At 66.9% G+C, this 13,267-nt stretch carries 13 protein-coding genes; 8 read left to right on the top strand and 5 right to left on the bottom strand.

The genetic code is table 11. The features are described from left to right. Positions 1–14: 14 nt before the first annotated feature. The gene (locus tag BI347_RS03805) at positions 15–560 is read left to right on the top strand and encodes a gamma carbonic anhydrase family protein (protein ID WP_071111089.1); all 546 of its coding nucleotides are present in this window, start codon (positions 15–17) and stop codon (positions 558–560) included. Positions 561–563: 3 nt separating this feature from the next. Beyond that, entirely contained in the window at positions 564–1,085 is a 522-nt protein-coding gene (locus BI347_RS03800; RefSeq protein ID WP_071115335.1) for an RDD family protein, read from the top strand. Between the two features lie 2 nt (positions 1,086–1,087). Here the strand turns inward: BI347_RS03800 and BI347_RS03795 are convergent, their stop codons facing one another. Further along, entirely contained in the window at positions 1,088–2,734 is a 1,647-nt protein-coding gene (locus tag BI347_RS03795) for a methyl-accepting chemotaxis protein (protein ID WP_071115334.1), read from the bottom strand. A gap of 372 nt (positions 2,735–3,106) precedes the next feature. Between BI347_RS03795 and BI347_RS03790 the strand changes: the two genes are divergently transcribed. Further along, the gene (locus tag BI347_RS03790) at positions 3,107–4,741 is read left to right on the top strand and encodes an APC family permease (RefSeq protein ID WP_239690815.1); all 1,635 of its coding nucleotides are present in this window, start codon (positions 3,107–3,109) and stop codon (positions 4,739–4,741) included. 69 nt (positions 4,742–4,810) lie between these two features. On the opposite strand, the gene tpx is transcribed toward BI347_RS03790, so the two are convergent. Beyond that, a complete protein-coding gene (gene tpx / locus BI347_RS03785; protein WP_071111092.1) occupies positions 4,811–5,308 on the bottom strand; it encodes a thiol peroxidase in 498 nt (165 codons plus the stop codon). Positions 5,309–5,583: 275 nt separating this feature from the next. Between tpx and BI347_RS03780 the strand changes: the two genes are divergently transcribed. Together BI347_RS03780 and BI347_RS03775 are read left to right on the top strand one after the other, a co-directional pair. Continuing rightward, the gene (locus BI347_RS03780) at positions 5,584–6,054 is read left to right on the top strand and encodes a DUF1842 domain-containing protein (RefSeq protein ID WP_071111093.1); all 471 of its coding nucleotides are present in this window, start codon (positions 5,584–5,586) and stop codon (positions 6,052–6,054) included. Positions 6,055–6,261: 207 nt separating this feature from the next. Then, positions 6,262–6,975, top strand: coding sequence for a superoxide dismutase (locus tag BI347_RS03775; protein ID WP_083338676.1), 714 nt, complete (start codon positions 6,262–6,264; stop codon positions 6,973–6,975). 42 nt (positions 6,976–7,017) lie between these two features. Here BI347_RS03775 and BI347_RS03770 read toward each other — a convergent pair whose 3' ends face one another. Then, positions 7,018–7,512 carry a MarR family winged helix-turn-helix transcriptional regulator gene (locus BI347_RS03770; RefSeq protein ID WP_083338675.1) on the bottom strand — a complete coding sequence of 165 codons (495 nt, stop codon included), beginning with the start codon at positions 7,510–7,512 and terminating at the stop codon, positions 7,018–7,020. A 73-nt stretch (positions 7,513–7,585) separates the two neighbouring features. On the opposite strand from BI347_RS03770, the gene BI347_RS03765 reads away from it, so the two are divergent. The 3 genes from BI347_RS03765 to BI347_RS24335 all read left to right on the top strand — a co-directional run bounded on the left by BI347_RS03765 (position 7,586) and on the right by BI347_RS24335 (position 9,657). After that, positions 7,586–8,827, top strand: a complete 1,242-nt coding sequence (locus BI347_RS03765) for an alpha/beta hydrolase (protein WP_204378001.1) — start codon at positions 7,586–7,588, stop codon at positions 8,825–8,827. Positions 8,828–8,935: 108 nt separating this feature from the next. After that, a complete protein-coding gene (locus BI347_RS03760) occupies positions 8,936–9,508 on the top strand; it encodes an HAD-IA family hydrolase (RefSeq protein ID WP_204378000.1) in 573 nt (190 codons plus the stop codon). Further along, positions 9,484–9,657 carry an HAD family hydrolase gene (locus tag BI347_RS24335; RefSeq protein WP_204377999.1) on the top strand — a complete coding sequence of 58 codons (174 nt, stop codon included), beginning with the start codon at positions 9,484–9,486 and terminating at the stop codon, positions 9,655–9,657. Before BI347_RS03760 ends, BI347_RS24335 begins: the two co-directional genes overlap by 25 nt. 12 nt (positions 9,658–9,669) lie before the next feature. Here the strand turns inward: BI347_RS24335 and BI347_RS03755 are convergent, their stop codons facing one another. Beyond that, on the bottom strand, positions 9,670–12,492 hold the full coding sequence (locus BI347_RS03755) for an ATP-binding protein (protein WP_071115332.1): 2,823 nt from the start codon (positions 12,490–12,492) through the stop codon (positions 9,670–9,672). Further along, a complete protein-coding gene (locus BI347_RS03750; RefSeq protein ID WP_071115331.1) occupies positions 12,492–13,253 on the bottom strand; it encodes a hypothetical protein in 762 nt (253 codons plus the stop codon). The genes BI347_RS03755 and BI347_RS03750 overlap by 1 nt, the downstream gene beginning before the upstream one ends. Between the last annotated feature and the right edge of the window lie 14 nt (positions 13,254–13,267).

Here is a 13,267-nt window from a genome sequence, read left to right as displayed (position 1 = left end):
ATAAGGACATTATCGTGAATCGCAATATCCGCCAGTACGACGGCCATCATCCAGAGATCGCCGACGGCTGTTACATCGATCCGGCCGCAGTCGTCATCGGCGAAGTGAAACTGGAAGCGGGCGCCTCGGTCTGGCCGTGCGCGGTGATCCGCGGCGACGTCAACTCCATCAGCGTCGGCGAGAACAGCAATGTGCAGGACTTCGCCATGCTGCACGTCAGCCACAAGAGCGCCGCCGATCCGGTCGGCGCGCCGCTGATCATCGGCCGGCACGTCACCATCGGCCACCACGTGACACTGCACGGCTGCACCATAGGCGACGAGGTGCTGATCGGCATCGGCAGCATCGTGCTGGACCGCGTGGTGATCGAGGACCGGGTGCTGGTCGGCGCCGGCAGCCTGGTGCCGCCGGGCAAGCGGCTGGCGTCCGGTTACCTGTACCTGGGCAATCCGGTGAAGCAGGCGCGGCCGCTGACCGAGCAGGAGTTGGCGTATTTCAAGTATTCGGCCGAGCACTACCTGCGCGTGGCCGACAAGCACAAAGCCAATCTGGAGGACTAATCGATGCATCCGACCCAGCCGGCGCATGACGCCGAGGAACTGGAATACGTGGGCTTCTGGCTACGGGTGCTAGCCAGCCTGGTGGACACCGTGCTGCTGCTGATCGTGTCGGCCCCGCTATGGTGGCTGCTGGCCCAAAACGAGGCTCCGGCTCTGGCCGATCTGGCCGATGGCGGCACTAACCTCGCCCAGCTTGGCGGCACCGGCAGCGCCGGCGATCTCCTGGTCAACTACCTGCTGCCGGCCGCGGCGGTGATCCTGTTCTGGCTCTACAAGAGCGCCACGCCGGGCAAGATGATGCTGGGCGCGCGGGTGGTGGACGCCGACAGCGGCCTGCCGCTGACGCCGCGCCAGGCGGTGTTGCGCTATCTGGGCTATTTCGTCGCCGCCATCCCGTTCTGCCTGGGGCTGATCTGGGTGGGGCTGGACCCGCGCAAGCAGGGCTGGCACGACAAGCTGGCGCGCACCGTGGTGGTGCGGCCCAAGCCGCGCGTTGCGCCGCCGTCCTTCCCACATGCCCGTTAAGTTCAGACCAGCGCCAGCCTGGGAACGGTCAGCCGCTGGCCGGCCGATTTGGCCGCGCGCTCATCGGCTGCTGGCAGGCGGAACCAGGCCAGCGCCTGATTGAGCCCGCTGGCCGACTCCGCCAGTTTCAACATCAAGGGCTCGGCCTGGCCCATCTGGCTTTCAATGTCCTGCGCCAGGCTGGACAGCTCGTGGCCGTGCTGGCGGATGCTGCCGCCGGCGCGGCTTTGCAGCTCGCGCGCGGCGCCGATGTCGTCCATCAGCCCGGCCAGCCTGGACAGCGCGCCGTCCACCGTGGCCAACGCCTGATCCAGCGCCAGCTGCGAATGCTGGCTGTCGCGGCTGGCGCTGCCGGCCGCCGCTATCGCCTCGCCCAGCGCGCCCTTGGCCCGCTCCATCTGCTGCAGGCTGTCGAAAATGCCGCTGGTGGCCGCCGCCGTCCGTTCCGACAGCTTGCGCACCTCGTCCGCCACCACCGCGAAGCCGCGGCCGGCCTCTCCGGCGCGCGCCGCCTCTATCGCCGCGTTCAGCGCCAATAGATTGGTCTGGTCAGCCACCTCGCGGATCAACGCGCTGATCTGGCCGATGGCGCCCACCGCCTGTCCCAGTTCGCGCATCTCGCGGGTGGCGGCGTCGATGCGTTCGGCCAGCAGCCGCATCGCCACGATATTGCGCCCGCCCAGCGCGCGCGCGTCCTCGGTCGTGGCGGCGGCGCTGCGCGAACCGTCCAGCGCCGCTTCGACATGCTGCGCCACCTGTTCGGCGTGGCTGGCTATCTCGCCGGCGGCCTCGTTGCTCAGCCGGCTTTTCTGCGTCTGCTGCCGGCTGGCGTCGGCGCTCTGCCGCGTCAACAGCTGCAGGCGCTGGCTGTCGCGCAGATTGTCGCCGGCGTGCCGCCGCACATCGTCCAGCAAGCCCGCCAGCCTATCCAGGAAACGGTTGATGCGCGCGGCGGCGTGGGCCAGCTCGTCGCCGCCCTGATCCGGCAGCCGCACGGCCAGATTGCCCTCGCTCAAGGCGTCCGCCGCCTGCGCCATGGCGCCCAGATGGCGCTTCAGCCGGCGCGCTAGCGTCAGCTGGATCAGCACCACCAACGCGCTGGCCAGCGCCAGCGGCCCCAGGATCAACGGCGCCAGCCAGGCCAGCGCGCTCGCCAGCGCGGCCTTCTCCTGCCGCAGCTCGCCGTCGCGCCTGGCGACCTGGCGGTCGATCTCCGCCGCCAACGGCAGCAGATCGTTCTGATAGGCCTGCTCCGGTATCGACAGCGCGTCCTGCGGCGCGGTTTCAGCGATATGAATGGCGCTGGCCAGATTGCGCGCGTACTCCTGCCAATGGCCGCGCAGGACCGCGCCGAAAGCCTGGCTATCGACCGCCGGCAGGCCGGACAGAATCTCCTGCTGCAAGCCCGCCACCTGCCGCTGCGCCGCCTGCAGGCGGCGGCCGGTTTCCGGCAGCAGGGGATCGGCGCGCGAAAACGACAGCGCGACGGCCTTGAGTTGTTGCAGATTGCTGGCCAGCTGCTGCAGCTGGTTGTAACTGTCGACGTGGCGGGTGAAGGCGTAAAGCTGCTGTCCGGTGATCGACATCACCAGCACCAGGCTGGCCAGGGTGAAGGCGATGGTCAGCCACAGGCGTTTGATCAGAGACATGGCGGGTGAGGCGTGAAACGTAGGAAACCGCAGTGTATTCAATATTCATGACAGTAAGATTTCAAGACATATAAGCAAACCATGGCATAGTTCATTCACATTGCGTTACAATCGCTCGCCCAACACGGGTGGTTTAGTCGTATCCGGCCAGCACTTCCATCCTGGCCGGCTCCACTCCGCAAACCTCCCCTTGGCAGGTTATCCGCGAGCCGGAGCCGCGCCATCAGGCACCGCCTGCTTCTCGCAGGCGCAACTTCCATAAGACCGGGACACCCGGCGCCGTGGGCAACACACCTCTTGAAGGCATGGCGCGTGCGCGCCAGCCAGGGGCCGCTGTTGCCCGTCAACGTTAAAATGACAGGAGATTCGCCCTTGCAACACCAACACTCCCGCCACATCGGCCCGATTGCGCTGATGCTGACCGGCCTAGGTTCCATCATCGGTTCCGGCTGGCTGTTCGGCGCCGCCCACGCGGCGCAGATCGCCGGCCCGGCCGCCATCGTCGCCTGGATAGTCGGCATGGTGATCATTCTCTCCATCGCGCTGAGCTACGCCGAACTGGGCGCCATGTTCCCGGAATCGGGCGGCATGGTGCGCTACGCCCGCTATTCGCACGGCTCGCTGTTGGGCTTCATCGCCGCCTGGGCCAACTGGATCGCCATCGTCTCGGTGATTCCGATCGAGGCCGAAGCCTCGGTGCAGTACATGAGCTCCTGGCCCTACGCCTGGGCGCAGGCGCTGTACCAGCACGGCGAATTGAGCGGCATCGGCCTCTGCCTGGCCGCCGTGCTGGTGGTGATCTACTTCCTGCTCAACTACTGGGGCGTGAGATTGTTCGCCAAGGCCAACAGCGCCATCACCATCTTCAAGGTGATCGTGCCGGCGCTGACGGTGGGCGCGCTGGTCTACAGCGGCTTCCACAGCGAAAACCTCAACAACCCGGCATTGGGCGGCTTCGCGCCGTTCGGCTGGGCCAGCGTGATGACTGCGGTGGCCACCAGCGGCATCGTGTTCAGCTTCAACGGCTTCCAGAGCCCGATCAACCTGGCCGGCGAGGCACGCAATCCGGGCAAGAGCGTGCCTTTCGGCGTGGTGGGCTCAATCCTGCTGGCGGCGGTGATCTACGTCGCGCTGCAGGTGGCCTTCCTCGGCGCGCTATCGCCGGCCAATCTGGCGCACGGCTGGAAAGGCATAGACTTCAGCTCGCCGTTCGCCCAGCTGGCGATGGCCCTGGGCCTGAACTGGCTGATGATGACTTTGTACTTCGACGCCTTCGTCAGCCCCAGCGGCACCGGCGCCACCTATATGGCCACCACCTCGCGCATGATCTACGGCATGCAGCGCAACGGCACCATGCCGGCCATCTTCGGCCGCATCCATCCGCTGTTCCACATCCCCCGCCCGGCGATGTGGTTCAACCTGGCGGTGTCCTTCGTGTTCCTGTTCTTCTTCCGCGGCTGGGGCACGCTGGCGGCGGTGATCTCGGTCGCCACCGTGATCTCCTACCTGACCGGCCCGATCAGCGTGGCCGCGCTGCGCCGCTGCGCGCCAGACCTGCCGCGCCCGTTGCGCCTGTCCGGCCTCGGCGTGGTCGCCCCGTTCGCCTTCGTCTGCGCCTCGCTGGTGCTGTACTGGGCGCGCTGGCCGCTGACCGGCCACATCATCTTCCTGATCGTGGCGGCGCTGCCGGTATACATCTGGTACCAGGCCCGTGCCGGCTGGCCGGAATTCAGCCGCGAGCTGAAGGGCGCGCTGTGGATGGTGCTGTACCTGCCGGCGATGGCGCTGCTGTCCTATATCGGCAGCAAGGACTTCGGCGGCATCGGCCTGCTGCCCTACGGCGCCGACATGGCCGTGGTGGCCGCGGCCGCACTGGGTTTCTATTTCTGGGGCGTCAACAGCGGCTGGTACACCCGCTACCTGCGCGACGAGCACGATGCCAAGCTGGTGGAGGCGATGCAGGCCGAACAGCAGCCGTCCGGCAAGCTGGCTGGCCAACGCGTCTGAACCCGGCGTCTTCGCCGACAAAAAAAGCCGACTGCGATGCAGTCGGCTTTTTGTTTGCCTGCGGCTGGATTACAGCGCGGCCAGGGCGGCGGCGTAGTCCGGCTCGTCGGCGATCTCGCCCACCAACTGGCTGTGCAGCACCTTGTTGTCGGCATCCAGCACCACCACCGCGCGGGCGGTCAGGCCGGCCAGCGGACCGGAGGCCAGCTTCACGCCGTAGGCCTCGGCGAAAGCCGGATTGCGGAAGGTGGACAGGTTCACCACGCCCTCGATGCCTTCGGCGCCGCAGAAGCGCTTCTGCGCGAACGGCAGATCGGCGGAGACGCACAGCACCACCGCGTCGGCCAGGCTGGCGGCCTTCTCGTTGAACTTGCGCACCGACATGGCGCAGGTCGGGGTGTCCACGCTCGGGAAGATGTTCAGTATCTTGCGTTTGCCGGCGTAGTCGGCCAGCGTCACCTCGGCCAGATCGCCATTAGTCAGTTGCAGCGCCGGAGCGGCCGTGCCCTTGGCCGGCAGCGCGCCCGCCACTTCCACCGGATTGCCGCGCAGGGTAACAGTTGCCATGTCTCAGTCCTATTCAGGGTTGGGGATGGCGCTAGTGTGGCGCAAAGCCGGCGGAATTCAACCCCATGTCCGATATGGTTGCCGTGGATACCACCCGGCAGCGGACCATCGCTACCCGCACCAAATTCCATACTGACCTAAGTGGCAGTGAAAAATCTAACCATTTGTTATATAAAGAGCGGGTGGCGACCGCTACCGTGGCGCCACGGCAAGCAATATGGGATGCGCGCTTACCGGCGCCATCAACTGTCATCCGATTTCCAAGGAGTCCTATCATGGCCAACCAACTGGATCGCGATCAAAAAGCCGGCTTGTTCATCGTAAGCTACAACGTTTCCAAACCCGGCGTGGCCGGCGGCTACAATCTGCAGCTGAAGCTGTCAGTCTACCCGCCGTCGCGCCGCGTCAGCGGCGAAGCCGTCATCACCCACGCCACCGCCCAACCGCTGGTATTCAAGAGCCCGGTGCACGGCCACTACGAGGAGAACGGCAGCAATATTGAACTGTTCCTCGCCGGCCACAACCTGCTGCAGACCCAAGGCCAGCAAGGCCAACAGCAGGCTCACGCGCTGCCGGGCGAGGATTTCCACTTCGACGGCCATCTGAAAGGCGGCTGGCAGGCTGATGCCGGCTCCAAGGCCCGCTACGCCTTCCTGCAACACGGCCACTGGACCGAAGTGATTGGCCAGGACATCCAGCTGTCCGATGAACTGCGCCACACCGTGAAGTCGCTGAACCTGCGTTAAGCCCGCAGCTCGGCACGCAAACCGCCAGCGCCCACCGGCCTGGCGGTTTGCGCTTTCCGCCGCTCCAGCCTGTCCGGACAGACAAGGCCATCGCCCGATCGCCGCAAATCGTGCTTGCATGCTGGATTAATATGATCCGGCCATCGCGTCGCCGCCATGCGGTCGCGCAACGGCTTTCTCCGCCCCCCATCCTTTGGGAGAATTCAGATGCACAGCACATCCACCCCGCTACCGGAACTGAACCGCCGCGGCTTCCTGCTCGCCGCCGCCGGCGGCCTGGCCGCACTGGCGCTGCCCATGCTGTCCGCCCGCGCCCACGCCTCTTCCGCGCAGGTGCTGCCGCCGCTGCCCTATGCCGACAACGCGCTGGAGCCGGTGATCTCGGCCCGCACCATAGGCTTTCACTACGGCAAGCACCACAAGGCCTACCTCGACAACCTCAACAAGCTGATAGCCGGCCGCGACTACGCCGACATGTCGCTGGAAGGCATCATCTCCGCCTCCGTCAAGAAAACGGCCGACGCCGCCGTGTTCAACAACGGCGCTCAGCTATGGAACCACTCTTTTTACTGGAACAGCATGCGCGCCAAGGGCGGCGGCATTCCTCCGCAGGCGCTGCGCGAAAAAATGGAAGCCTATTTCGGCAGCGTGGACGCCTGTAAGCAACAGCTGGCCGGCGCTGCCATCGCGCAGTTCGGCAGCGGCTGGGCCTGGCTGGTGCAGGACGGCGACGCGCTGAAAGTGGTGAAGACCAGCAACGCCGACACGCCCCTCACCGGCAGCATGCGGCCGCTGCTGAACCTGGACGTGTGGGAGCATGCCTACTACCTGGACTACCAGAACCGCCGCGCCGACTACGTCAACGCGGTGCTGGACAAGCTGGTCGATTGGGAGTTCGCGCAACAAAACCTGAAAACCTGATCCGCGCGCCAGGACGGCGGCCCGCGCGGGCCGTCGCGCCGCTCATAACTGGTCGTACACGCCGGACAGCGCGCGCAGCACGCCTGACGCCGCGGCGATCGCCTCCACGCTCATGCCCTGCAACGCCTGCGCCAACACCTGTTCCAGCAGACGCTCGCGCTCTTCGTGGCGCCGGCGGCCCAGCTCGGTCAGTTGCACCTGCACCGAGCGCTTGTCCTGCAGCGACTTGGCCTTCTCGACATAGCCAGCTTCGCTCAGGCCGTTCACCAGCTGGGTCACCCCGGCGCCAGTGGTTTCGCTCAGTTCGGCCAGCCGCGCCACCGACACCGGCCCCTCCTCCGCCAGCATCCGCAGCACCCGAGCATGAGACAGCGACAGCGCGCCGGCCTGGCGCGTGGCCCGGCCGCGCAAGCGCGCATCCGCGGCGCTCAGACTGTAGGCGGCGCGGCTCAGGGTGGCCAGCGCCGCCTGGCGCGCCTCTTCATCCGGCATGGCGCTTGCGGCGGCGCGCTCTTCCCCCGACTGCAGTGTTGACATGCGTTGTGGCTCCACAATAATATAACTAAGTACTTAGTTAATTTCGGTACGGTCAATTTAACGAGGTGAAATTATGTCACGTTCAGAAGCGCAAAGCTGGTCGCTGGATATCGCGCTGGCGCAAGGGGGCTTCGACGCCCTGCACCCGGAAGGCAAGAACACGCTGTTGCAGCTGGGCCATGACCCGGCCGATTTCGACGCGGTGTTCGCGCAAGTCAAAAGCGGCGCGATGCTGCCCAAAGCCTGGTCGCAAGTGGCCGCGCGGGCGGAAAGCCGCGCCGCCCATTACGAACGCGACGGCTACGCCCGCACCGCCGCCGACCTCTACCTTCGCGCCGCCGTGATGTGGGGCCGCGCGCAGTACTCGATCTTCAACACCCGCGACCCGCGCAAGGCCGCGCTGCGCGCGCGTTGCGACCACTGCGTGGAGCGCATCGGCGCCTTGCGCGACAACCGGGTGCAGAGAGTGGCGATTCCATTCGAAGGCGGCCATATCCACGGCCTGCTGCACCTGCCGGAAGGCAAGGCCAGCCAAGCCGCCGCGGTGATCCTGGGACCGGGCATGGACATGATCAAGGAGGATTATCTGTACGCCGCCGAGCGCTACTATACTTCGCGCGGCATGGTGGCGCTGTCGATAGAAGGCCCGGGCCAGGGCGAAAGCCGCGCCGGCGGCCTGATGGTCACGCTGGACAATTACGAGCGCGCGATCAGCGCCTACATCGACTACCTGGCCGCGCGGCCGGAAATCGATGCGACCCGCATCGGCATGTTCGGCATCAGCATGAGCGGCTATTGGGGGCTGCGCGCGGCCGCCCGCGAGCCCAGGCTGGCGGCGCTAGCGGCCTACGAGGCGGTGGCCGGCGACTTCCTCACCATCTTCGAGCGCGCCCAGCCCAGCTTCAAGAAGAACTACATGTATATGAGCGGCTATGGCGACGAGGCGGCATTCGACCGCGACTTGCGCGACGCGATGCCGCTGGGCGCGCTGGTGGCCGACATCCGCATCCCCGTGCTGATGGGCATCGGCGAGTTCGACGAGCTGACCCCGCTGGAACAGGCGCTGGCCTGCTACCAGCGCATCGGCGCCCCCAAGGAGATGCGCGTCTACGAAAACGAATTCCACCCGCTGGGCGGAGTGGCGGCGGAAATCTTCCGCTACGGCGCAGAATGGCTGGAGCGCGCGCTGAACGGCGATCCGGCGCTGAACCAACCCGGCCGCGACGTCCGCCACTATCTGCAGCGCGACGGCAAAATCGTCGACGGCAGCGCCAACCCCAGCTGGTGGCTGGGCGCCGACCCGCTGGCCGGCTGAACCGCGATGGATGGGCAAAAGGCCGGCAACGGCCTTTTATTTCGTTTGACGCCCCATGGCGGCTGCACCACACTTCAAGCATACCAATGACATGAAGCGAAGCCCGCGATGCAGCCATCCACAATCCAAGCGCTGGTTTTCGATGTGTTCGGCACGGTGGTGGATTGGCGCAGCGGCGTGGCGCGCGACGCAGCCGCCTTCCTGCAGCGCCATGGCGCGAAGCAGACCGATGGCTTCGCCTTCGCCGATGCCTGGCGCCGCCGCTACTCGCCGGCGATGGAGGAGGTCCGCAGCGGACGCCGGCCCTTCACCCGGCTGGACCAACTGCACCGTGAAAACCTGGAGGCCATCCTGCCCGATTTCGGCCTCGCCGCGACCACGCTGCCGGAGGATGAGCTGAAATGGCTGAACCGCGCCTGGCACCGGCTGGAACCATGGCCGGACGCGGTGGCCGGGCTGACGCGGCTGAAGGCGCGCTACGCCATCGCCACCCTCAGCAACGGCAACACCAGCCTGATGCTGAACCTGGCCCGCTACGCGGGCCTGCCGTGGGACGCGATACTGGGCGCAGAGGCTGCGCAAGCCTACAAGCGGCGCCGCAAGCCTATCTGCGCACGCTGGAGCTGCTGGACCTGCGGCCGGAGCAAGTCTGCCTGGTGGCGGCCCACAACTACGATCTGACAGCCGCCCGCGGCCACGGCCTGAAAACCGCCTTCGTCGCCCGCCCGCAGGAGTTCGGCCCCGGCCAGCACACCGACCTTGCGCCGGAACAGGATTGGGACTGGGTGGCGTCCGACTTCAGGCAGCTGGCGGAGCTGCTGGGAGCCTAAGCTCCCTCAGCCTCAGCCTTCCCCGGAGTCCGCCGCCGGCTCATCCAGGCGCCGCCGCGTCTGCAGTATCGGCGGCGCCCACTGCTCGCCGGGCCGCTTCTTGCGGGTGGCCAGCGTCAGCTCGGACGGGGCGAAGATATTGATGTTGTGCGTGTTGGGCGTGGTGATCAGGTATTGAGCCTCGGTTGCCTTCAAAAAGCCGGCCACGCGGTCGATGTTGAAGATGTCGAGGTGGGCGAACGGCTCGTCGATGAAGACAAAGCCAGACGGGTTGGACTCGTCCATCATCAGGCCGATCAGCAGGATCAGCGACTTCATCACCTGCTGGCCGCCGGAGGCCTCGCCGTCGTTCATGCCCATCATGCCCTTCTGGTCGAAGTTGAACTTCAACACCAGCCCGGCCTGGGCCAGCACCGCGTCGTCGTTCTCCAGCTTGGGCAATTCCACTTCCACCTGGATGCCCGCCAGCTCGCCCAACCGCTTCACATTGTGGCCGTAGGCGCGCACGGTGGCGCGCAGCTTGCCCATATAGGCGGCGCGCGCCTCGTCGGTGAGTTCGCGCGAACGGTCCACTTCGCTCTGGCGCCGCTGGCGCTCGCGGTCTAGCGAGGTCAGGTCCTCCACCAGCTTGTCCTTCAGCGCCAGCACCGAATCATCCTGCTCCCAGTCGCCGTTCTGCAGTCGCTCCTCCAGATAGTTCAGCTGATGGCGGGCGTCGGCGGCGGTGTCGAACTCGTCTTCCAGCGCCGCGACGTTTTCCGCCGCCAGCGCATCGGCCGGCAGCCTTTGCATCCATTCGCGCAGCTCGGACAACAACCGGCGCAGTTGGCGGCGCGCCTGTTCCACTTCCTGCTGCTTGTGCTGGAATTTGCCCAGGCTTTCCTGCTCGCGCTGGCAGACGCGGTCGTGCGCCAGCCGCGCGTCGCCGTAGCGGGCGTCGGCCGCCTCCTTTTCAGCGCTGGCGTCGGCCAAGGCCGCGCCCAGCCGGGCCACTTCCTGCTCCAGCCCCTGCTTGCGCGCCTCCAGCGCGGCGAATTCCTCGGCGCGGCTGTCCAGCATGCGGATGGCGTCCATGCCGCCCAGGTACTCGGCCAGTCCGGCCGCCTCGCGCGTCACCGCCACCAGCCGCTCCTCATCGGCCAGGATGCGGACGTTCAGCGCCTTCAGCTCGTCGCGCACCGCCAACAGCCGCGATTGCCGCGCCGCCTCGCCGAAAGCGTACTCGTGCGCCGGCACGCCGATGTGGCGCGCGCCGCGCCGCTCGCGGAAATAGCCGTCGCGGGTGATCCAGTCGCCGTCCACGTCGGCGCCGTGCTGGGCACTGTCCACCCGCGTCACGCTGTTCATCTGGCGATAAAGCCAGTCCGGCGCATCGGCGGAGAAGCCCACCACTTCCAGCAGGCTGCCGTGGTTGGCGCGCGGCGGCGACGAGCGCTCCGGTACCACGAAATGGCGGTAGCGCAGCTTCTCGCCTATGCGCCAGGCCTCGCGGCGATCGGCTTCCCGGTCCAGCAGCACCACATGGCGATAGCCGCGCAGCAGCGCTTCCACCGCGCCCTGCCAGTTGGAATCCATCACTTCCACGATGTCGGACAGCATGGCATGCGGGATGCCGGCCTCGTCCAGCGCCGCCTTGAACTGGCGGACGTCCTCCGGCGAGCGGCCGCGGCCTATCTCCAGCGCTTGCAGGTGTTCCGAACTTTCCTGGCGCTGCTTTTTCAATCCGCGCAGGCCGTCCTTCAACTGCTCGGCCTCGCCGCGCAGCGCGGCCAGCTTGTCGGCCAGGCCGGCGGCGTCAGCGCCGTATTCCTTGCCGGCCAGCGCCTGCAACCGGTCGCGCTCCTTCAACTGGCCGGCCACGCTGGCGTGCTCGCCCTTGGCCGCCATGAAAGCCTCCTGCGCGCCGGCGCGGGCGGTTTCCGCCGCCTGGCGCGCCGCGGCGGCGCTGACTTCGGCCACCTTCAGCTTGTCCACCAACTGCAGCGTGTCGGCATGCTCGCCCAGCGCCTGGTTCAGCACGCGGTAGCTGGCGCGGTAGCCGTTCCAGACATTGCCGAAGGAAGCCTTGGCGTCCAGATAGGCCAGCACCGGCAGCGCCTCGTCGCGCAGCCGGGCGATGCCGGTTTGCAGTTGCCGCCATTCCAGATAACGGTTGGCGCGGGTCTTCATCGCCTCCACCCGCACCTGCAGCGCCTCTTCCTGACGGCCCAGCGTGTCCAGCTCCAGCTCGGTGGCGCGCTGTTCGTCGCGGGCGCGCTGGTAGTTGTCCATCACGTCCTTGTCGCCGAACACCTGGAACACCAGGTCCAGCAGCTGGCGCGGGCTGTACTCGGTCAGCTTGTCGGTGTCGCCCTGCTCCAGCGCCAACACCTCGGCCACCGCCGGAGTGAGGCCGGCCATTTCCAGCCGGCGACGGTATTCCTGCACCCCCAGCCATTGCGCCTGGCCTTCGGCATGCTCCAGCGCGATGTCGCCGTCCAGGATCGCGTAATGGCGCACCCAGTCGCCGCCTTGCTTCTTGATGCGGCACATCAGCGTCACCGCCTCGGACACGATGGGGAAAAACGGCGTCGGATACAGGCCGCCGCTGGGACGGCGCGGGTTGTCCACCACGCCGCGCAGGTAGGCGAAGGCTTCCTTGTTGTTGCGCACATAGCGCTTGTAGTCGCGCTTGCCGGAGCACTTGATCGCCAACAGCGTGCGCATCGCGTCCAGCAAGGTGGTCTTGCCGGAGCCGTTGGGCCCGATGATGGTGACGATCTGCGCGTCCAGCGGCACGCTCAGGCGCTGCCAGAAGTCCCAGTGCACCATCTCCACCGATTTCATCTGGAACATCAGCGCGTCTCCCCATCCGCCGCGTCGTCCGGCGGCAAGTCAAACAAGGGGCCTGCCGAATCCAGTCCGGCGGCCTCGATTTCCTCTGCGTCCGCCTCCGCGTCCGCGCTTTTGTCCACCAGCGCGTGGCGGCCCTCGCGGCGCAACAGCACGTCTGCCAGCGCGCCCTCGATGATGCGCGGCGCCAGCTGGGCGTAATCTATCATCAGGTCCAGCATCGGTCCCTCGTCCAGCCAGCGGTTGCGGCGCACGATGAAGCCCAGGTTGACCAGCCGGCCCAGATTCGCTGCGAAGCGGGTGCGGCCGCCCAGCGCCTTGCCGAAGTCGGCGTACAGCGCGTCCTCGGATACGCCGGTGGAGACGGTTTCGCCGGTTTCCAGCGGCTTTTGCGCGCCGAACATGTCGCTCTGGCTTTCCTTGCCGGCCTCGACGCGGGCGATCTGCCTCTCGCGCTTGGGCAGGATGATCAACGCCCACAGGATCACCAGCAGCGCCACGCCGTCGCGCGGCAGGCCCAGATTGTTGTTGATCCAGGCGTCGCCCGAACCGAACACCGGCTCGGTCATTTCCGGCAGCAGCGCCGCCGCGATGTATTCGGCGTAGGGATTCTCCACCAGGCGCAGGCCGACGGCGGCCAGGCTCTTGTCCAGCTCCTGGCGGAAAATGTCGTCCAGCAGCGCTTTCTTGGCCAGCGCGTCGGCGCGCGGCACCACCCGCTGGGCCAATAGCCGGGCGGTGAGGGTCTTGATTTCGTGTTCCATATCGCTTCTTTATC

The sequence above is a fragment of the Chromobacterium sphagni genome (assembly GCF_001855575.1).
Taxonomy (GTDB): Bacteria; Pseudomonadota; Gammaproteobacteria; order Burkholderiales; family Chromobacteriaceae; genus Chromobacterium; species Chromobacterium sphagni.
This window is presented reverse-complemented; position numbering and strand designations above follow the sequence as displayed.

What these genes read in the sequence shown, in the direction of transcription:
- BI347_RS03800 (WP_071115335.1), top strand. Translation starts at nt 564, where the DNA reads ATGCATCCGACCCAGCCGGCGCATGACGCCGAGGAACTGGAATACGTG.
- BI347_RS03795 (WP_071115334.1), bottom strand. Translation starts at nt 2,734, where the DNA reads ATGTCTCTGATCAAACGCCTGTGGCTGACCATCGCCTTCACCCTGGCC.
- tpx (WP_071111092.1), bottom strand. Translation starts at nt 5,308, where the DNA reads ATGGCAACTGTTACCCTGCGCGGCAATCCGGTGGAAGTGGCGGGCGCG.
- BI347_RS03780 (WP_071111093.1), top strand. Translation starts at nt 5,584, where the DNA reads ATGGCCAACCAACTGGATCGCGATCAAAAAGCCGGCTTGTTCATCGTA.
- BI347_RS03775 (WP_083338676.1), top strand. Translation starts at nt 6,262, where the DNA reads ATGCACAGCACATCCACCCCGCTACCGGAACTGAACCGCCGCGGCTTC.
- BI347_RS03770 (WP_083338675.1), bottom strand. Translation starts at nt 7,512, where the DNA reads ATGTCAACACTGCAGTCGGGGGAAGAGCGCGCCGCCGCAAGCGCCATG.
- BI347_RS03765 (WP_204378001.1), top strand. Translation starts at nt 7,586, where the DNA reads ATGTCACGTTCAGAAGCGCAAAGCTGGTCGCTGGATATCGCGCTGGCG.
- BI347_RS03760 (WP_204378000.1), top strand. Translation starts at nt 8,936, where the DNA reads ATGCAGCCATCCACAATCCAAGCGCTGGTTTTCGATGTGTTCGGCACG.
- BI347_RS03755 (WP_071115332.1), bottom strand. Translation starts at nt 12,492, where the DNA reads ATGTTCCAGATGAAATCGGTGGAGATGGTGCACTGGGACTTCTGGCAG.
- BI347_RS03750 (WP_071115331.1), bottom strand. Translation starts at nt 13,253, where the DNA reads ATGGAACACGAAATCAAGACCCTCACCGCCCGGCTATTGGCCCAGCGG.